The sequence below is a fragment of the Pirellulales bacterium genome, from assembly GCA_035499655.1.
Classification (GTDB): Bacteria; Planctomycetota; Planctomycetia; order Pirellulales; family JADZDJ01; genus DATJYL01.
This window is the reverse complement of the sequence record DATJYL010000120.1, coordinates 1-20,669: the sequence shown is the minus strand read 5'-3', so window position 1 is coordinate 20,669 and position 20,669 is coordinate 1. Positions and strand designations below refer to the sequence as shown.

General features: G+C 57.4%; 16 protein-coding genes. 9 read left to right on the top strand and 7 right to left on the bottom strand.

What is annotated here, in order from left to right; all coding sequences use genetic code 11:
* The 4 genes from VMJ32_08700 to VMJ32_08685 all read left to right on the top strand — a co-directional run.
* On the top strand, positions 1–652 hold a 652-nt coding region (locus VMJ32_08700; GenBank protein HTQ39095.1), incomplete at its 5' end, for a hypothetical protein.
* 150 nt (positions 653–802) lie between these two features.
* On the top strand, positions 803–6,703 hold the full coding sequence (locus tag VMJ32_08695) for a hypothetical protein (protein ID HTQ39094.1): 5,901 nt from the start codon (positions 803–805) through the stop codon (positions 6,701–6,703).
* A 495-nt stretch (positions 6,704–7,198) separates the two neighbouring features.
* Complete coding sequence (locus tag VMJ32_08690; GenBank protein ID HTQ39093.1) at positions 7,199–8,731, top strand: serine/threonine-protein kinase; 1,533 nt, start codon at positions 7,199–7,201, stop codon at positions 8,729–8,731.
* Between the two features lie 217 nt (positions 8,732–8,948).
* Complete coding sequence (locus tag VMJ32_08685; GenBank protein HTQ39092.1) at positions 8,949–9,368, top strand: hypothetical protein; 420 nt, start codon at positions 8,949–8,951, stop codon at positions 9,366–9,368.
* A gap of 60 nt (positions 9,369–9,428) precedes the next feature.
* On the opposite strand, the gene VMJ32_08680 is transcribed toward VMJ32_08685, so the two are convergent.
* Positions 9,429–10,127, bottom strand: a complete 699-nt coding sequence (locus VMJ32_08680) for a hypothetical protein (protein ID HTQ39091.1) — start codon at positions 10,125–10,127, stop codon at positions 9,429–9,431.
* 483 nt (positions 10,128–10,610) lie between these two features.
* On the opposite strand from VMJ32_08680, the gene VMJ32_08675 reads away from it, so the two are divergent.
* Together VMJ32_08675 and VMJ32_08670 are read left to right on the top strand one after the other, a co-directional pair.
* Positions 10,611–11,201: a hypothetical protein gene (locus tag VMJ32_08675; GenBank protein HTQ39090.1), complete on the top strand. Its 591-nt coding sequence runs from the start codon at positions 10,611–10,613 to the stop codon at positions 11,199–11,201.
* Between the two features lie 75 nt (positions 11,202–11,276).
* Complete coding sequence (locus VMJ32_08670) at positions 11,277–12,608, top strand: HD domain-containing protein (protein HTQ39089.1); 1,332 nt, start codon at positions 11,277–11,279, stop codon at positions 12,606–12,608.
* A gap of 5 nt (positions 12,609–12,613) precedes the next feature.
* Here the strand turns inward: VMJ32_08670 and VMJ32_08665 are convergent, their stop codons facing one another.
* The 4 genes from VMJ32_08665 to VMJ32_08650 all read right to left on the bottom strand — a co-directional run bounded on the left by VMJ32_08665 (position 12,614) and on the right by VMJ32_08650 (position 17,397).
* Complete coding sequence (locus tag VMJ32_08665; GenBank protein ID HTQ39088.1) at positions 12,614–13,969, bottom strand: ABC transporter permease; 1,356 nt, start codon at positions 13,967–13,969, stop codon at positions 12,614–12,616.
* Positions 13,966–15,492, bottom strand: a complete 1,527-nt coding sequence (locus VMJ32_08660) for a sugar ABC transporter ATP-binding protein (GenBank protein ID HTQ39087.1) — start codon at positions 15,490–15,492, stop codon at positions 13,966–13,968. The genes VMJ32_08665 and VMJ32_08660 overlap by 4 nt, the downstream gene beginning before the upstream one ends.
* A 135-nt stretch (positions 15,493–15,627) precedes the next feature.
* Positions 15,628–16,632, bottom strand: a complete 1,005-nt coding sequence (locus VMJ32_08655) for a substrate-binding domain-containing protein (GenBank protein HTQ39086.1) — start codon at positions 16,630–16,632, stop codon at positions 15,628–15,630.
* Between the two features lie 543 nt (positions 16,633–17,175).
* The gene (locus tag VMJ32_08650; GenBank protein HTQ39085.1) at positions 17,176–17,397 is read right to left on the bottom strand and encodes a KOW motif-containing protein; all 222 of its coding nucleotides are present in this window, start codon (positions 17,395–17,397) and stop codon (positions 17,176–17,178) included.
* 193 nt (positions 17,398–17,590) lie between these two features.
* Here VMJ32_08650 and VMJ32_08645 point away from each other — a divergent pair, with 193 nt between their 5' ends.
* Both VMJ32_08645 and VMJ32_08640 read left to right on the top strand, forming a co-directional pair.
* The gene (locus tag VMJ32_08645) at positions 17,591–18,016 is read left to right on the top strand and encodes a hypothetical protein (protein ID HTQ39084.1); all 426 of its coding nucleotides are present in this window, start codon (positions 17,591–17,593) and stop codon (positions 18,014–18,016) included.
* 320 nt (positions 18,017–18,336) lie between these two features.
* Entirely contained in the window at positions 18,337–19,143 is an 807-nt protein-coding gene (locus VMJ32_08640) for a hypothetical protein (protein ID HTQ39083.1), read from the top strand.
* Positions 19,144–19,173: 30 nt separating this feature from the next.
* Here the strand turns inward: VMJ32_08640 and VMJ32_08635 are convergent, their stop codons facing one another.
* Positions 19,174–19,365: a hypothetical protein gene (locus VMJ32_08635; GenBank protein ID HTQ39082.1), complete on the bottom strand. Its 192-nt coding sequence runs from the start codon at positions 19,363–19,365 to the stop codon at positions 19,174–19,176.
* Positions 19,366–19,447: 82 nt separating this feature from the next.
* On the opposite strand from VMJ32_08635, the gene VMJ32_08630 reads away from it, so the two are divergent.
* Positions 19,448–19,597: a hypothetical protein gene (locus tag VMJ32_08630; protein HTQ39081.1), complete on the top strand. Its 150-nt coding sequence runs from the start codon at positions 19,448–19,450 to the stop codon at positions 19,595–19,597.
* A 76-nt stretch (positions 19,598–19,673) separates the two neighbouring features.
* Here the strand turns inward: VMJ32_08630 and VMJ32_08625 are convergent.
* Positions 19,674–20,669 (bottom strand): hypothetical protein (locus tag VMJ32_08625; protein ID HTQ39080.1); only part of this gene is annotated, 996 nt, incomplete at its 5' end.

The following is a 20,669-nucleotide window of genomic DNA, read 5'->3' as shown; positions in this document are numbered from 1 at the left end:
GTTGGCCATGCTCGCCCCCATTTCGCCCGACCAACTCAATCCGGCCTCCGCCACGCCATGCACGCTGTCCATCGTAATTTTGAATCGGCGTCTCATGATTTCGCCGGCGCCCGCCACCGACCAGCAAGGCCAGGAAGAAATGGTGCAGGTCCATTGGCCCACGGTCAACCCTTCGAGCCCGGCCACGCAAGATTCCACCATCAACACCGGCGGCGGCGAGTTCACGCTCACCGACAGCAACGCCACGCTCAACGCCACCGGCCGGCTGGGCATGGTGCAGCCCAATCAATGGATCATGCTTTGCCGCTATTTGCCGCACGCCAATTCCGATGGCACTTACTCTCCGTGGGTCGAAACCAAGTGGTACCGCGTGGTCGCTGTCGGCGATACCGTCCCTGCCACGGCGCCGCAAACCGGCTACACGCGCGAAATCACGCTGGCTGGGCCCGATTGGGAGGCCGATCCCCTCGCCGCGGCCGCGGCCAATCCCGCTTCGAAGCAGCCGCCTTTGCCTAACACGATCACGTGGCCGTCGGCCGTTCCGTCTGCATCGCAAAATTACAACACGTATGCCGTCCTGATCGACGGGGTGGTCGGGGTCTATCAGCGCGTCATTCATTTGAACGCAGCGTCATCGGAGTGGAGTCAATAAAATACAAAGCCGCGACCGTTGGTCGCGCTCAAGCGGTTTGAATGTTGCATTTTGTTGAAAGTAAGCCGCCGAGCTTGCTCGGCGGGGCGTACCGACGGGAATTGACAAGCAGGGGCCAGGGGCGACGGTGAAATAGCAAAAGGTTTAACGATGTTAACTCGCCACGCACAATCCAGTAATCACCACCGGCCGCCCGCCGCCCGCAGCATTCTGCGCCCTGTCCCCTGCGCCCTGCACCCTGCTTCCGCCCGCCGCGGCGTGCTGCTGTTGGTCATTCTCATTCTGCTGGTGTTGTTCGTGATGATGGCCGTCACCTATGTGCTGGTGGCCACCCGCGAATTGTCGTCGAACAAGGCACTGGCCACCAAGGAGCTCACCACCGACCCGCCCACGCAAGAGCTCGACGGCGCCCTGCGGCAACTGCTCGTCGGCTCCACCAGCAAAAACACCCCGCTCTATCCGCACAGCTTGCTCGAGCACATGTATGGACCGTACGGAATCACCGGCGTCGTGAACGCAATCGATCCCAATGGAAACGCCACGCGCAATCCGTCCACATCGACCGATCCGGCATCCGACCAAATCCTGGAATTCACGGCCACCAATCCGCAGCCTGTCGATTCCAGTTTCTATAACGCGACATCACTGAACGACCTGCTAAATACTTCGCTCAAAACCGACGGCTACCTCGACGGCTGCGTCATCACCATGACTAGCGGCCAGGCAGCCGGATTAAGTTCCCGCATTGTTCGCTACGATGCGACCAATGCCAGCAATCCTGTGTTCCACGTGCTGGCATTTAAGGGCAACAGCGGCAATATGGCCCCGTCCAGCAACGACAACTTCATCATCAACGGTCGCGCATTCTCAGGCACCGGCTTTGGATTTAAACCGAATTACAGCACATCTGACACGAAGGATGGGCCGCTGTTCGCTAGAGATGGCGATGCGGCATTCCCAAGTCCAGAACCAGGCATCCAAGCGCCGGGCAAGGAATTTGCGCTTCTACCAAATCCTCTCTTTTATAATCCGACACAATTTGCCGCCAGCGACTATTACAATAGCAGCGCAGGTGGCCCTTTCGGTGGCCTCGGCGGTGGCAATACTGATTACGATGCCCCTGACTATCAGCACATGTTCATGTCCTGGTCAGTCATTGGCGCTAATGGCTTGCCCCAAATCATACTTCCATCGTTCCACCGTCCCGACCTAATTAATTATTGGCGCAATAGGATGGCGCAAACAGCAACTTTTGGTGGAAGCGGTTGGACAAATTGGGATAATCAGACTTATTTTGGCAACTATACGGACCCCAAAACTGGAGAGAAGCTGACCGACGGGCAGTACATTCTCGAGCGGATCATGTTGCGGCCCAATCCGATTGACCATCCGAACTTCACCGGCAGCAACAGCTACCTCAGCGCCGCAAACTTTGCCAACAACATCGCCTGGAATCCATCGTCGGGCACGCCCTGCCCCTGGGATGTCGACAACGACGGCGACGGCGTCGCCGACAGCGTTTGGCTCGACCTGGGTTACCCGGTGCAAACCACATCCGACGGGCGCATGTACAAGCCCCTGTTCGCCATTTTGTGCGTCGATTTGGACGGCCGGCTGAATCTCAACGCCGCCGGCGCCACGGAGCAAATTGCCGCCACGCACACGCAGCAAATCACCGGGCCGTACGCCGGCTCGGCTCAAACCATTTCGCTTCCCCGCGGCGAAGGCAATGGCCCGGCCGATGTCGATTTGTCCGCCGCCGGCTTTGCCACCGCCCAAATCAGCAACCTGCTGCATGGCGGAACAGTCAATGGCCAGGCGTACCCGGGCCGCTACGGCGCTTCCAACGAGCTGGCCGCTTCAGAGCCCATCGGCACAGCCGAGGCCGGTCAAACGGGCGTCTCAGATCCGCTGGGCCTGGTCGAGCATTTTCAGTGGACCAACGATCTGACCATGACGCCGTTTTCTTCCTTCGGCAGCCCCGGCGATTTATGGGGCCGCATGGCCGTTGGGTTAGATTTCCGCGGCCAGCCGCTGTTCTGGAAGCCCAGTTGGACCAATGAATTAGTAAACTGCCCGTACAACTTGAACTTGTCGATGGAAGGCTCCGGCTACGATAGTCCGTTCACCGTGCACGAGCTGGAGCATCTGCTGCGGCCCAACGACGAAGACAGCCCCGATCTCCCGAGCCGGCTGTGGCAGCTTTCCGGCACGGCCTTGCTGGCCGCCAGCAACACCACGCTCACGCAAGCCACGGTGCGCGAGCATGTCGTCACCACCGAAAGTTGGGATCCCCCCAGCCCCGGCGTCATCGCGCCCGATTATTTACGCAGCCAGTTGGCCACCCTGTACGGCCGCAAGTTTGCCACCAACATCGTCGAATTGCTGACGGCCCGCTTGCTGCAGGAAAATCCCAGCATGACTGCCGCACAGGTAAGCGCCAACATTCGCCGCTTGTTGTCGCCGGAATTGATTGCCGGCCTGCGGATGAACGTGAATCGCCCTTTGGGCGACGGCCGCGATGGCAACACCAGTACCGCGGCCAATCGACTTTTGGCCGCGGGCAATAACTACGGCGATAACAACACGGTCGACGAGCCCACCAGCGCGGAACTTAACACGGAAGGAAAAAGCGCTTCGGCCAATCCCTGGTCCTGGCTCGATCCCTCCCTGGCCGCCATTATGCCCCCTCCGCCCGCGCTCGATTTGGTGAACGGCGTCGACGTGAACGGTGACGGCAAGGTCGATGCCACCGATCAACTTCTGGCTCGCCAACTCTTGGCCCGCCATTTATACGTCTTGGCCCGGCTCATGATCGACGACAATGCCCTCACCTATAACTGGTGGTTCCCCAATTACAATCTGCCCGATTCGGAAATGAAGGAGCTGGCCATCCGCCGCATCGCCCAATGGGCCGTCAATGTGGTCGATTTCATGGACCCCGACAACATCATGACTCCGTTCGAATATGACATGAATCCGTTTACGAACGACGATCCGACAGGCCATCCCGGGCTCACCTGGGAAGTCGACGGCATCCTCGACGACGGCACAGGCACGCTGAGCGCCGACGACGACCAAACCACTCATCCCTGGCGGCGTCTGGTCTGGGGCTGCGAGCGCCCTGAGCTGCTCCTGACCGAAACCCTCGCCTTCCATGACCGCCGCGTCAAAGATTCCACATTCGACAACGGTTCGGGAAAACTGACAACCGACATGCCCAATCCCGACCCCACCTTCGATCAGGTTCGCATTCCGCAAGGCTCCGCCTTCTTCGAGTTGTACTCCACGGGCAACCCGAATCAGCCGCAGCAGTCGGGCGATTTGTACGACAACAGCACCGGTCAATGGATGTTGGATTTAGGCAAAATGGCCCCGGCCGATTCCAGCGGCGCGGCGTATCCCGTATGGCGTTTGGCCATTACCGGGCCCGATGCCAACCAAACGCCCGACTCTGGCGGCGATACTCCTAACGACGTCCAATCGCAAAGCAGCAAATACACCGACTTTTATTCGTACGACACCGGCGACACCGCCAGCACTCCCGCCAGCTTGATCGCCCGAGAAGATAAAGCGGTCGGTGGTCCGGTGAAACCGGCCAAAATTGATCGCGTCGTCTGGTTTACCGACCAACAACCGCCCAGTCCCAACAGCTCTCCGCCCAGCGCCATGTACGATGTCAACCCCAATCAAATCTATTATCGGCAGGGCGGCACTGCTTTACTCGGGTTAGGTCAATACGCCGTCGTCGGTCCGCGCGAAATCACGCGCATCGGCTGGACCAACATTCCAGACTCACCCTCCAGCGCCGATTTTTACGAAGACCCCGGTTTCCAGCCCGCGCGGGCAAAAATTGTGCTGCTCCCCGGCCTCGGCGGCGTGACGTTCACCGATCATCAAAGCGGCGGCGCTTCGACCGGCGCTTCCACGGCCATCACCAACTATCCTGACAACACGATGATCCAGCAACCGCTGGCCATGATTGCTGCGGCAGATTTATCTGGCACCACCGGCACGCCGTGGAACAGCGGCTGGAGCAGCAACTCCTCGCCGGCTGCCCGGCTCGATACGTTCAATCCCAGCACGCTCAAAAAATACGGCGTCGGCATCAGCGTTTCCGAGCCGTTGCCCGGCGCCGATTACTATCAGGAGCCCACGGCGCAGCGCGGCGCGTTCGATAGCGAAGTTGCCGTCACCGATTGCTATGCCCCGCTCAACGAAAAAGACCCCAGCATGACCGGTCTTAAATTCCTCGATCAGCCCGAAGACAGCGATGCCGCCAAAGCCGGCCGGCTGATCAATCACATGCCCCCCACGGCGAACAACAAGCTGAGCACGGGAACTTACTTGAATTACAAAACCGTCCTGCTGCAACGCTTGGCCAATCCGTTGGCGCCGTACAACAAATTGACCAATCCGTATCTTACGGTCGATTGGATGCCGATCGATTTGACCGTGTTCAACGGGCAAACAACTGCGAACTCGACCGATCCGGACGATGCCAATCCAAGCGGCTCGGTCCGTTTTGCCGCCCGGCAGCGCAACGGTCAACTGAGCGGCGCAGGGCCCAATTACACTTCCGATTTCAATCTCTGGATGCAGCAAGAGTTAAAGAATAAAGCGTTCGATGACCCGCCTCCCACGCCGAATCCGCCGTCAAGCGATACATCGGCCGCGACCATGGTGTTTCCTCACCAACTCAAGTATTTCAACGATGGTTCCAGTCCCTCGTTAACCAATCTAGCGCCTTACGATCCCAACGATCCCAGCAGCCCACGCAAAGGCGTGCACTCGTTTGGTTTTGTGAACGCCTATTTCGGCCCGCCCTTAACGGCATCACAAACGTCAGGCCTTACTGGAAAGAATGTACAAAACCAACCGTTTTCTCAGGTTTACATTGGCGATCCGCAAAAGCCTTTCCCCTGGCTCACCTGGAACAACCGGCCCTACGCCAACATTGCGGAACTAATGCTCGTGCCCGCCTCGCACCCGGGCCGGCTATTGCACGAATTCAGCTTAGCGGCAACAGCCGTTAGCCCGTACGGCAGCACTTCGACCGCGTCTTGGCTCGCGCCGTTTTCGCATCTGTTGAACTTTTTCAGCTCGTCCAATAATTCCGCAAACGCCATTAACTTGGCGCAAATCTTTGAATACCTGCGCGTCCCCTCGCCGTTTGTCGGCACAGACACAGTGCTCAATCCGCAAACCTTCCAAGGAAACTGGTGGTCGACTACTGCGGGCATTCCAGGCGAAACATCCAGCACTTCAACCGGAACAGAACCTATCGGCACCGCCGGACTCCATCCGCCGTTCAACCTGCTTTCCAATTATCGCGATCCAGGCCGCGTCAACATCAACACCATTGCCGGCGGATTTAATTCCTCCGGACAGCTCAAAAGCCACGTCTGGAATGCCATTATTGGCGGCGATCCGAGCGTGGCGGGCAACGTGGCTACGGGTCCGACGTTTACCGATATGGTCTCCAGCCGACAAGGTTACCCTTCCGCTACTCCGTATGCTTTCGACTCAACGGGAAAATATCCATCAATCTTCTCCAATCCGTTCCGTTCCGCCGCAGGATACGATATGGTGCCGCTTGCAAGCTCGACGCAAATTCCAACGCAGGCAACCATTTACCGGAGCAATGCAGCGGGCACAGCGCCACTGCTGGACGGCACATTACCTTCGGCCGATTACAATAACGCCAGTCGTAATGCATATTTCTATAATCAGTCATTGGATCATTTGGCCGGCAAGCTCACCACCCGCAGCAATGTGTTTGCGGTCTGGATTACCGTCGGGTATTTTGAAGTCACCCCTTGGTACGGCGTTAACACGACCACCGGCGTGGCCAACACCGCCGGGCCGCAAGTGTTCGACACGGCCCATCCCGACGGTTACCAACTCGGCCAGGAATTGAAGGCCGATACAGGCGAAATCGAGCGCCACCGCGGATTTTACATGATCGACCGCAGCATTCCCGTCGGCTTCGAGCGCGGGCTCGATCTGAACTCGGACAAAACCGTGGTATTGAAAAGGTTCATCGAGTAAGCGTTTCGAGGCACTGCATGACGATTGCTTTCGTTTTCAAAAGTGGGTTTCACGCCTGTGGCCCAATTCGCATCTTGCCGATACGTTTACGATTTGGCATAATCGTTTCTCAGTCGGCTTTGCCCAATAAATCATGTCAAGCCACTAAATCGGGAAGCGGTCTGACGTTGCAGTCGCAAGCATTTGTGCATGCAAAGGACTTTTTGGGCAAAGCTTTTCTCAGTCTGAACATATGATCATATAATAGCCGGCTTGCCCGAGCGAGTCGCCCAGTTGCCGCGGGACATAGCCGACCCCCTTTCTTGACGGTTTTTTGCCGTTTCCCGCTCCGTTTTCAACCGTTTTTTACCGTTTTCTCCGTTTTCGAAAAATCACGAAGGTTGTCAATCTTCGGCGAACGAGGGTAGTGGGCCAATTTGAACATAGCCCGACTGTGTCAGTCGGAAAAAGTGGCTCTCGGAATCTCAAATTATCCCACCACCCGAACGAGCATTTATGCCCAGCCATTCCGAAAGCAGCCAACTTCCTGACCAGCAGCGCCCTGCGGACAAGGCTTCCTCTGCATCCGCGGAAGCTGCCGCTGGCCAGGCCGATCAAAAGCCCTTGGAAACGCAGCCCACGGTCATCACCAAATCGCCGGTGTTGGCGCAATATCCCTTGGCCGGCTTGCACCCCCGCGATATGGGCCGCCTGCTGGAAGGAGAAAGCCTCGGTCATTTCGAGCTGCTGGAATACATCGGCGGTGGCATGGGGGCCGTCTTCAAGGCCATCGACACCATGCTCAACCGCACTGTGGCTGTCAAAGTGCTGTCGCAGGAGCAATCGGGCGATGAAGAAGTCCTGCGCCGCTTTCAAAACGAGGCCCAATCGGCCGCCCGGCTCGATCACGAAAACATCAGCCGTGTCCATTACGTCGGCGAAGATCGTGGCTGGCATTACATCGTGTTCGAGTTTATCGAAGGCGCCAATCTGCGCGACCAGGTGAACGAACAGGGCCCGTTGCCGCTGGCCGAAGCCGTCAGTTACACACTGCAAATTGCCGACGCCCTGGTCCACGCCAGCAGCCGCGACGTGGTGCACCGCGACATCAAGCCCTCCAACGTGCTCATTACCCCCGATGGCCGCGCCAAGCTGGTCGATATGGGCCTGGCCCGGCTACATCACGTCGAGACCGAAGGCGACGATCTCACCGCCAGCGGCGTAACGCTGGGCACGTTCGATTATATTTCGCCGGAGCAAGCCCGCGATCCACGCAGCGCCGACGTGCGCAGCGACATTTATTCCCTGGGCTGCACGTTGTACTTCATGCTGACCGGCCAGCCGCCGTTTCCCGAGGGAACGGTGTTGCAAAAGCTGCTGCAGCACCAGGGGGACGAGCCCCCCGATCCGCGCCAGTTTCGCCCTGAGTTGCCCGATGACCTGCTCCGAATCATGGAGCGCATGCTGGCCAAGTCGCCGGAGAAGCGCTATGCCACGCCAGCGGAATTGGTGGCCGATTTGGCGGCCTTCGCCCAGCGCCACGGTCTCCCGGCGACCGCCACCACCAGCGTGGTGTGGCTTGCGCCCGATCAAGCGCCCCTCAAGCTTTGGGAACGTCATCTGCCATGGGCGGCGCCGTTGGCGCTGCTGGTAATTTTGGTGGCTGTGTTGGATTTGGTCTGGTCACACGAAGCCGGCCATGCCGCCCCGCCGCCATTGCGTCCCATCGCGGTGGAAAACGAACAGCCCGACCAGCCGGAGTCGACCAAGCCGCCGGAGCAGATCAAACAGCCCGACCAACAAACAGAACCTCCCTCCACGCCGCCGCTCACAACTTCCCTAGCGCCGGTTACACCCGCGGCGGTTACTGCTCCCCCCGCTGCAGCAGCGCCTGGTACATCAGCGTCAACCGACACGCCGGCCGGCGCAGCCGGAAAAAAAGCGCCGGCGGATGCCATCCCCTCAGGGAACTTACCTCCGGCCAATGCATCGCCCGCAAATGTTCTCTCGCCGCCGGGTCCGGTTGTCCCCGGTTCTACCGGGGGTTGAATGGCCCATTCGTGGTTGCGAAAACTTTCTGTAAAACCGCAGCAATGGCGCCTGCCGGCCAATCAATCTGCCGCCCCATCGTCATAATCGGCAAACTTTCGCGCGCCGGCAACGAATCTGCTTGACAACGGCCGGTCAGCGCACTCTATAATTGGACACCCGTGTGGTCGAAAGTAATCCATCCCGCAGCATTTCATCCCACCAGGAGACGTTGAGCATGAAAAAGCTTGTTGTCGTGTTGTTTGCGGTGGTCGTGACCGGTTCGACATTTTTGGGAATCGTTGGCACGGCCCGCTCTCGGCCGCAGTACTTCGGCGAATTTAAGAAACTCTACGTGAAAGCAGACAGCACCAGCCCCGACGACAAAGCCTTTGCCGATGCGGTCAAGAGTGCCCGCTGCGGGGTTTGCCACGAAGGCGAAAGCAAAAAGAACCGTAACGATTACGGAAAAGCGCTCGCTAGTATTCTGAAGCCGGCCGACGCCCCCGCCGATTTCAAAGGCGAAACCGATAAATCGAAAATTGACGATGCCTTGAAGAAGGTGGCCGACGAGCACGTCGATCCCAACGATTCCAAATCGCCCACCTATGGCGATTTAATCAAGGCCGGCAAACTCCCCGGCGGCGAGAAAAAATAGCTGTGCCGTATCGCACTAGGTCGGTGTTGGCCGCGTCCCACCGACCACTGACAAGTCTCGTTACTCAAACATCCCTTCGGGCAGGCCTTCCACGTTGCGCACCACCACGCGCAACACGGTGTTCCAGGCCACGATGGTCATGGTGACGGTGCCGTCGGCGGCCTGCGCGGCAAACAGCCCGTGCGAATTCCGCGATTGATTGCTGTCGAACCAATCGGGCAACAGTATGGTGCCCCCTTCCAGGTGCAGCTCGATGACTGCGCCGCGCTCCCGCTCTTCCCACAGCTTGCGCAGCAGCTTGCACAAAGGATGCACTTGTCCGGTCGCTGGCGGCGGCACATCGTCGACGCTTTGCAAAGGGCGGTCGTCCTCATCGGGCAAGTCGGTTAAATCGACCTCCTCCACTTGTTCCATTTCGGCGAGCACCGGCACCAGGAACCGCGCCCCGCAATGCGGACACTGCCCGGCCTGGCCTTGCAATCGAGCTGGTCCATGCAAACGATGTCCATTCGGGCAAAGGAAGGCAATTTCCTCCGGCCCGGAGGCCGCAGGTTCATGGCGCCCGGCCGTCTCCGTGGCGATTGCCGGGCCGCCGCTTGGTGCGCTTCCCACAGGGTTGCCCACCGCTTGGGCCGTGGCGCCGCTGGCAGACGGGACCCGCAAGGCCACGCCGCACCGGGGACATTTGGCTTCGCGGCCGGCGCGATCTTCCGGGCAGGTAATGCGGTGTCCGTTGGGGCAAAAAAAATCGAGCGCCATTCATACACCGACGATGAAACAAGCGACTGCCGCGGCAATCGCCAGATGAAAACTGCGTGGCAAAACGGGCTACCTCAATCGTATCCCAAGCCTGGCGGCGGTACAACAAAATCTGTCGAGTTTTTAACCGGCGGACGGTAATGCAGTTTACCCAACCGGCACACTTCGAAGGACCAATGACCAAGTAGGAATGACCAAGGCCCAAGCACCAATGACCAATGTTTTGGATTTTTTGGTCATTGGGGTTTGGTCATTCGTCATTTGCCAGCCTGGCGGGATCCATTTGAAAGTATCATCGCGCTTCCTCCGGCTGCTTGACTTGGCAAATACCGAAGTCGACACTACAGATTGCCATCCCGCTTCGAAAATTTACCGGTTTAACGCTGTATGGCGATTGTCGTTATCTGCCCTCATTGCAAAGCGCGCCTCCAAGTGAAGGAAAAATATGCCGGCAAACAAGGACGGTGTCCCAAATGCAAAGCCATGCTTACTGTACCCAGGCTGGAAGATATTTTGAAAATCGAGGAGCCGGACTCGGACGAAAACTCAGCCGCCGCGGAGGCACCCGGAATTAAGCTTCCGGTCAAGCCGTTGCCGCGGGTCGAAACAGCGTTACAGCCCGCGCTGGTTGTTGGCGTAATTGCAGCAGCCGCGTTGGTCTTTGCCCTGGCGTTCGCATTGCGAAATACCGCCTGGAAATCGTCCCCTTGGGTGCTGCTGCTGGGCGCTCTGGCCTTGGCGCCGCCGCTTGTCGTGGGTGGATACACATTTCTAAGAGATCAAGAACTTGAGCCTTACCAGGGGCGAGAATTGGCAGCCCGGGCGGCTATTTGTGCTGCGGTTTATGTCGTTTTGTGGGGCGTGTTGTGGGGGCTCAAGCATTGGTTTCTTCCCAACGCTGCTCCGTTGGAAAGTTGGAGCACGCTGTTTTTGGTTGGCCCGCTGCTGGCAATCGGCACGCTTTCCGCCGTGCTAAGCCTTGATTTAGACGCCGGCAACGGTTTTTTTCATTACTGTTTATACGTCGGCGTCTGTGTATTATTGCGGCTGACGATGGGTTTGCCCGCGCTGTAATCATTTCGAATCCATCATTTTCACTTTTTCTCACTGAACCCTGAACCCTCCATCCTGAACCCAGAATTTTATTTCGTGACTTCCCTCCGCGATATTCCTGAGCTGGCCGGCCTTTCCGCGAGGCGTTCGCTGGTGCGCATTCCGCCGGAACTCGATGTTCCCCTGACCGATCGCGTTCGCCATCTGATAGACACGCCGGAATTTCGCCGCTTGGCGCACGTTAGCCAGGTGGGTTTGGTGGGGCAAGTTTACCCGGCGGCTCGGCATACGCGCTTCGAGCATTCGCTGGGCGTGTATCGGCTGGCGCTTGTGTATCTGCAGCAGTTGTCGTACGACGAGCGCTTTACCGCGGCGATTTCACCCGTCGATGCCGAGTTGTTCCTGGTTGCTGCACTGTTGCACGATTTGGGGCATTGGCCGTTTTGCCATCCCATCGAAGATCTGCGGCTGGCCAGTGTGCCGCATCACGAAATGTTTGCCAACAGCTTCCTGCTGGAGGGGGAAATTGCCGACGTGCTGCGCGACGAATGGAACATCAGCCCGCGCGACGTCGTGGCGTTGCTCTCAGAAAAACCCCGTGATCTGCGGTCCCGAATTCTCACCAGCCTGCTGTCGGGTCCCATCGACATCGACAAGATGGATTATTTGCAGCGCGACAGTCTGCACGCTGGCGTGCCTTACGGCCGGCACTTTGATCAGCAGCGGCTCATCGCCAGCCTGTGCTTGAACGAGGCCGGCGATGCGCTGGCGCTGACCGATAAAGGCAAAACCGCCGCCGAAATGTTGATTTTTGCGCGCTACATCATGTTCAGCGAAGTGTATTGGCACCACGCGGTCCGCTCGGCCACGGCCATGTTGCAACGGGCCTTCTACTTGCTCCATTCGTCGCTCGATTTGGATGGGCTGTTTCGCCTGACTGATGGGCTGCTGATCGAAGAGCTGCGGTGTGCCGGGGCCAGCGGTCCCGCCGGAGATTTGCTCGACGGCTTGTTCGGTCCCGCCCGCCGACTCTACAAACGCTTGGCACAGTACAGCTTTTTTCAGGAACGCGGCTTGTACGATCAACTGGCGCGGCGCCCCTATCCGTGGCTGGCTCAGTGTGCGGAGCAATTTGCCGCGGTGGCCAGCACGGCGTTGGGCCGGCGAATTGCACCGCACGAAGTGCTGTTCGATTCTCCCCCCATGAAGCCCGAAATGGAATTTCACGTCGACATTTATTTCCCCAAGGAGCGGCGCTACCGCCCGCTGGCGGAAGTTTCGCCGGTGGTGCAAACACTGACCACCAGCCAATTCGACGATTATGTGAAGCGGGCCCGCATTTTCGTTCACCCGCGCTTGGCCGCCGATTTGCGCCGCCTGCCGAATATCACTGAGCTAGTGCAAACCACCATCGCCAAAATGGAATGAGGGTGTTAGGTGGCCCGGTGCCGAAGTTGATCGATCGTCACCGCCGCGATGATAATCATGCCCAAAATAATATCTTGGACTGGATTGCGCAGGTCTAACAGCGTGCAGCCGCTGGCAATTACCCCCATAATCGCCGTGCCGGCCAGCATTCCCAGCACGGTGCCGCGCCCGCCGCTCAAACTGCCACCCCCAATCACGACGGCCGCAATAAACTTCAATTCCAGGCCCGTGCCCGATGTCGGATTGCCCGAGCTCATCGGCACAAAAAAACAAATCGCCGCAATGCCGACCAACATCCCCGCAATCGTGTAAACGGCGATTTTCACCAGCGGCACGTTGATGCCGCACAGCCGCGCTGTCGATTCGTTCGATCCCAGCGCAAACACATACCGGCCGAACACCGTGTACCGCAACACGCAGGCCATGATGGCCGCCAAAATCAGCGCCAGCCACACCACTTTGGAAACCTGCAGCCAGGCCGGGTTGGGCCTGATGTGAGAAAGCTCGTCCAGCCATGCCGGAATCTGCGTGGGCATGGGCCGCACCGTGGTTTCGTCGGCGGCAAGTTTCGCCAGTCCCAGGTAAATGGTCATCGTTCCCAGCGTGGCGATGAAGGGCACCAAACGGAGCACCACAATCAGCAGTCCGTTCAGCAGCCCGCAGAGCATGCCGCAGCCAATGCCCATCGCCAGCGCCAACCAGCAAGACGCGGCGGCGTTGGGCAAGACGTGCAGCCAGGTGGGATCAGCTTCGATCGCGGCGCTCGTGTCCTGCACTGTGGTCAATCCGGCTTTTGCTTCGGTCAATTGCTTTTCGAAATCGTCCCGCTGCGCCTCATCCACATGTGGCCATTGTGCTTGCATTTGGTCCAGTTTGATCTGCAGCAATTCTATGAGCCGCGCCCGTCGCAATTCGACGCTTGCCTGCACCGCCTTCACTTGTGCTGCATCAGCCTTCCGCTGGGCGGCGTGCAGTGTTTCGTCGGCGGTTTTCAGATTTCGGGCCGCCCAAGCCACATTTTCGCCGTGCGAAATCAGGAAGCCCACGTCTTCACGCAGGCCCCAGGCCAGCACGGTGGCGCACAGCGCCAGCGCAGTGCCGGCCGAAAGATCGATGCCGCCGGCAATCATAATCAGCAGCATGCCCAGCGCCGCAATCGCCACAAAGGCATTCTGAAACGAAATCGCTTGCAGGTTCTGCTTGCTCCAGAAAGTGGCGTCTTTGCCGTGCAGGGCCACGTCGACCAGCGCAAACAGCGCAATCACACACACCACGGCAGCGAGCGCCCGGGCCAATGCCACCATCGGCTGAAACCAGCGGCGGCGCGCAGTCATCGGCGATTTGAATGTGCGATCGTTCATCGTGTACCGGCTTCCTCCTCCTGACCCGTCTCTTCGCCAATGGCGGAGGTCAATACGGCTTCCTCGGTCCACTGGCCCACGGGACGAATTTCGCGCAGTCTGCCGCGCGACATCACACCAATCGTATCGCAAGTGGCCATCAATTCGGGCAGGTACGAACTGACGAAAATGACGGCTTTGCCCGCGGCGGCCGCCTCGCCTATCAGCCGATAAATTTCCGCTTTTGTTCCCACGTCGATGCCCCGTGTCGGCTCGTCCAACAGCAGCACGTCGGCCTGCTGGTGCAGCACCCTGGCGATGGCCACTTTTTGCTGCGTTCCGCCGGAAAGTTCTGTCACCGCCTGCTGGGGACCGCGGGTTTTAATGGCCATCCGCGTAATCCAATCGTTTACGGCCATATCGCGGCGGCGCAAATTGAGCCAACCCCAACGGCTGTAAGGCGACAGGCGGCTGTACGTCAAATTGTCGGCAACGGAGCGATTTTGAGCGAGTCCTTCCCCTTTGCGGTCTTCGCTCACCAAGCCCAGGCCTGCCTGGATGCGAGCGCGCGGCGTGGCTGCCGGAGTGAATGCACCGACCCGAACTTTACCCGATCGGACCGGATCCAGGCCGAACAACGTGCGCAATAATTCGGTGCGTCCAGCACCCACCAGGCCGGCAATTCCCAAAATCTCTCCCCGCCGCAGTTGCAGTGAAACCTCGCGCGGGATGCGGCGGCCGCTCAGGCCGTTTAGCGACAAAATCGGCTCTCCCGGCTGATGCTGCACTTTCGGAAACAATTCCGTCACGCTCCGGCCGACCATCATCGAGACAATTTGGGCATCCGTCGCAACGGCGACATCTCCCGTGCCGACCGAAGCGCCGTCGCGCAGCACGGTAAAACGATCGCAAATTTGGCGTATTTCCTCCAGAAAATGGCTGATGTACACAATCGCCAATCCGGCCGCGCGCAAGCTGCGAATGGTTTGAAACAACTGCTGCACGTCGTGGCGGGCCAACGAACTGGTCGGCTCGTCAAACACAATCACTTGCGTCCGCGAAGCCAACGCCCGGGCGATTTCCACTACTTGCCGCATTCCGATGGAAAGCCGACCGACCGGCGATAGCAAATCGAGCTGCCCGTGCCCCAGCCGCTGAAGCGCTTCGCGCGCCACGGTCCGACCTTGGCTTCGGTTGAGTAAACCCAAGCGGCAGCGTTCCTGCCCCAACAGAATGTTGTCTTCCACGCTCAGATGCGGCGCCAGGTTCAACTCCTGGTAAATCATCGCTACGCCGGCCAGCCGCGCCTGTTGAGGCCCCCGCGGCGCATACGGTCGGCTCAACAGCGTCATACTGCCAGTATCGGGCAAGTGCGCGCCGCTCAAGATTTTCATCAGTGTGCTTTTGCCGGCGCCGTTTTCGCCAATCAGCGCTAGCACTTCGCCGGCGCGCACCTCCAAGTTCACGTCCCGCAAAGCTTGCGTGGCGCCGAATCGCTTGGAGACATTCTCCATTTTCAAAACGGTGTCAGGCCCAAGCGACATGGCGGCTGTAGGATGTGCGATTTAGGATTGCTGATGTGAGAACAAGCGATGGCACCGCCGGCTGCAACTCCGACAACTTCATTCCATCCCATATCGCTGGTGGCTGATGGCCGCGCTCTGGCCCTGCCACGCACGTTACCGTTGCTCGGGATTCAATAACTTATGCATGTGCGGGTCGTCCATGTTTTCCTTCGTGGCCACGGCCTCGCCGGTGGAAATGCGCTTGACGACCGGTTGGCCCTGCAATTGTTGGACCATCGCCTTTACCGACTGGTACCCCATGTTCACGGGATCCTGTAGCACCACACCTTGCATTTCGCCGTCGCGCAGGGCCTTTACCATCCGTCCGCTGGAATCAAAGCCTAAGTACACCACTTTACCCGCCAGCCCGGCTTCTTCCAATGCCCGCAACATGCCGCTGGCGCTGGTTTCGTTCACGGCGAAAATGCCGTTCACGTCTTTACCGTACTTGAGTAGCAGTTGCTGCCCCTTCTCCAATGCCGATTGCTCGGACGTGCCGGCGTATTGATCGGACGACAAAATTTTGATGTCCGGCAATTCCTTCTGCAGGGTTTCCAAAAACCCCCGTTCCCGATTTTCCGTGCTTTCGCTCCCCGGGCTATAGCGCAGCAGAATCACGTTCCCTTTGCCGTTCAGCCGCTTGCCCATTTCGCGGGCAGCCAGGCGGCCCCCGTTTTCGTTATCGGTAGCCACGTAACTAATGTACATGCTCGGGTCGTTCAAACCACTGTCGAAAATCACCAGCGGAATGCCCGCCTGTTTTACGTCTTTCGCCACACTGACCAAGGCTTGCGAATCGATCGGCGCCAGACAAATGCCGTCGACGCCCCGGGTGATAAAATCTTGCACCAGATCGATCTGCTGGTTTCGATTATCGTCCTCGGCCGGCGCTTTCCAAAGAATTTCGACGTTGCCAAGTTCTTGGGCGGCGTCTTCCGCGCCGGCATGGACCGATTTCCAAAATTCATGGGTCGAGGCCTTGGGGACCACGGCGATTTTATATTTCTTCGTGGGCAAGCCCGTCACCGACTGGCCCCCCTGGTCCGAACAGCCGTTGACTAGCGCCAAACAACCACATGTACCGGCCAACACAACCAGCAGCGCCCATTTTCGCCACATGTTTCACTCCCTCCTGCGCCCGCGGCGCACGTTTGCAACCTATCCAGGAACGAGTGGGCGGTACAGGACTCGAACCTGTGACCCCAAGCTTGTCGACGATCCGGGAAGACCCGCTGAAACTAGCGTTTTCTCCGAGTGAAACGCTGATTCTAACTGTTTACATCGGGATTGCAAGTCATTGCACACGATTGCTGTTTTTCTCGAAGAATAGCTGTAGTGTGGAATGTGAATCCGGTAGACTACCGGATTTGCTTTGTGTCCAGGTGTTCACTGTCGTAGAGGCTTTGCCTATAAAGTCGCGTTTGCCCATAAACTCTGAATTCTGCCCATAAACTCTGGAGGCAATTTAGTTGTCGCCGAAAATCATAAGCAAGATGCAGCTAATGGCAACCATTCCGATGATGGCAGAGAGTGCTGCCAATACGAGTCGCGATAGGATGCCGAAGCGACGAGTGGCAAAGAATGTGGCGACAGGCACAGAAAACCATGCCGCATAAACAGCCACGATGATCGCGATGTTCCTCATACCCCGTATTGTAGCCGCTAGTCACATTCCCGGCACTTCAGGGTCTTGGTCATGCCACCTTTTAGCCTAAGTAATTCAGGTGTAACAACGATTGGAGTAGGACGACCAAAGATCGTTATTATGATCGTTACGTCGCCGTCTTTTGAGCCTTCAACTATCCCGGTGAAACCCTCAAAGGTTCCGCTGGTGACAGTGATGGAATCGCCGGGCTTGAAATCGTCCGCGTTTGTCGCCCGCATGGCTTGGCCTCCTTTGCCCATATTGTAGCAGGGGGCGGCCGTCTATCCTAAGCGGTTTCACTCGGCAATTCTCGGCAGATTATTCATGTCTAACCGGCCGTAGCAAAAGAGGCGTTTAGGGGTGTAAAATGACCCCCGCAGGGGTACATACCCCCGGTGTGTTCCGGACAATTTATTGCCTGGAGGTGACGCGATGGCCGACGTTGAAGAGATTAAAAGACAACTGCGGCAATTGCTTGCCCCGTGGACAGCTCTGGAAGCCACAGTTTGGCGAGTAACATTTGAAACGGCCGCCGACATACATTTACAAGAGCATCTAGCATCCGAGGCGAAGAATCGCGGCGACAAGGCAATGGCTGAAAACCTGTACGGTGCTAAAGCTAAAAGCGGACGTGCAGAAGTAAAAAAGCAAGAGGGCAAGCTGAAGGAAATTAACGAGCTGATTCTACAACTGTCAAAGTCGATTCCTGCGATGCCCTATGTGTCATTCGAGGAAGAGACCAAGCCAATCGGTGAAATCCGATTGCCTTACCAGCCATCGCTACCGGATGAAAAGCGACTGCGAGAGCTAGTGGATCAGTCGTTGCGAGTCTGGAATGGGATTTCTTCGGTAGGTTGACCGCATACCCTACGGAAAACGTGAAATTTATTAAATGCGAAAGCCGGACAAGGAGAGACAGGTACCGAACTCATTCTGAAAGGCTTTGACGCATCAGAGGTTATTATATTCGACGAAGATTTGAAGCGGTTCAAAATCCGTGAGGACGGGACTACAGAGGCAGTTCCACTGTAAATGGAGTAGGAATCGAATGCCCAAACTACTGAATTCAATTAAGCAGACGCTACCTCCATATCACAAATTGCACCAATTACACTGTTGAATTGTGGAATTGACCACTCTTTGCAACTATATCAGTCGTTCTCGTCAGGTGCTTTGATATGGGAGAAAGCCAACCACCTCAAACAAAAAAAGACAGTGAAGGGCAACACAGTGAGCAGTCCGACAGCACAGATAACACGAAGGCAGTCCAACCCGTTGAGCCCGCTTTGCAAGTTTTGCAGCCCATAGGCGCCCCAGCATCCCAATCCGCTACCGGCACCTATCGCCAGAGTGAAAATCAGGATCGCAACAATTGGTTTTGGAAATCTTTGCAGGAATGCAGGATAACGGACATTGTGATTGCATTTTTCACAGCAATGCTCTTCGTGGTCGCATGGCGTCAAACCAATTTGGTGACTGACGCTAACAGGACGGCCGAACGGGCCGCCGATTCTGCCAAAGAGGCTGTAGACAGTGCCCGGGATTCTGCCAAAAAAGAAATGCGAGCATACGTATCGCTTGTCAAAGGCCGAGTGACCGGCATCGAGGGTAACGGTCCGATCAATATTCGCTTGACCATTAAGAACTCCGGCAGGACTCCCTCGCATGAAACAATTGTAGAAGCCAATATCAAACTTGGACCCTATCCACCATTGATAGGCGATCAGCCATTGAAGCAAGATGTACCGACAGCGTTGGCAGAAGGTGAAGAGGCGTACCTTGACCAAGAGATTCCGGTTGATGCCTCTGACCGGCCCAAATTGCGAGCCGGTAAAAAAATGGCGATTTATGCGTCTGGGTCTGTCACCTACAAAGATGTTTTTGGCGAACCGCATACATCCTCCTTTAATTTGATTCAGGGCGGGGAATATGAAATCAAGGCACCGCAAATGGGTCTAAGAGCCGCAGGAAATGATTCGGATTGAAGGTACACCCTACGGATTCTTTGGAATTTTTTAGCTTTTGAAATCGTGAGGGTCCGGATCGGTGGACAGTACAGCATCGGGGGCTTGGCGGATTTCCACCCGGCGGGGTTCAATGCCGGCCCGGCGATGGTGTTCGGCTTCGGACCATGTTTGCCGCAATGCGGCCGTGGCCCGGGCAATCTCATCGGGACTGGGCAGATAGAATTCTTGGGGCTGGGGCATGGCCTGCCTCGCAGGGGACGGGTTTGATCTTTACCGCTCTGGGGCCTTTGCGAGTGGACTGTATTTCAAACTCCACCCTCCGATGAACCAGTGTTTGGTCGAACGGAAGAAGTTCCGCCAAATCGTCACGATGGAAAAAGATGCTGCGGCCGTCTGCGGTAAGGATGAAACCAAAGCCACGGTCGAGCTTGACATTGGTTACCATCCCTTGCATCGTTGCATCCCAAAATAAAACTGTGGCACCGGGGGTTGGACATTCCCGGCACCACAGAACACTTCCACCGGCCATTGCCGGCCGGGAGATTCGATTAGCCGCTGCCTCCAGTGCCGCTGGACATCACGCCATATTGCGGGTCACCCTGTGCAACCCCAAAGTCGTGGTAACCCCGCCATTGGATGCCGAGGGTGGAGAAGGAAGTCTGTCCCTGTTCGATATAAGGAACTGACCTTCCATCGAGAAACCCTAAGTCGATGACGGCACCGATAGCCGGGTCACCCAGCAGGAACCAGATAAAATCGGACTGGTTGGGGATGGCGTGGCCTTCCGGAGTGAGGATAGCCGTGTTGTCGAGGAAGGCCGAAACAATAACGCGATATTTATCCTTGTACGGATTTTGCTGGAACACCTGACTGCCATTCACATCTACGCCTGCAAGTAGACGATCGGACCCGAACAGTTGGGCGCCAAACAACGCATTCTTAGTGCCGACTAGCAGGCGGTCCGGATTGACCATGATCGGTTTTTTCGACGGGGACACTTGCCGCCTGAAGAGGGTTTCTGCGTCACGAAGCCCATGCAAACCTAGAGTGTACGTCTGATAGTTACCATTTGCCACCGAGAAGAACGCATTCGCGGTGGTGGGAATGCTGGTTGGAATGGCATTGGTCAACAGCAGCGTGAACACGGATGATTCAATCTGCCAGACCGATCCTTCGGCCAAACCGATCAACACCTGTTGGAAAGCGTTTAGATCATCATTGCGGATGTTCTGCCGATTGAGGGCAATCAAGCGGCCATAGGTTTCGGGTTGGATCGTTCGCTTGCTGTCCTGCAGCGTGGCAGATTTCAATTCACCATCGGCCCCGACTTTCAAGTACCCGATGTTCTCATCCAGACGGTAGAGGTTGGTCGGCTTGAAGTCGTTCAATGAACGAACGCGGCAGATTTCCGGCCATGCTGCTTGCTGCAGGAAGAAACGCATCAACAAAAACTTGTTGCTGGCCGATTCCAAAATGTTGGTCACCGTGAGGGTCGAAAAGGGACCGATGCTGGCGGCCTGAATTTTCTGAGAAGAAGAAAAAGC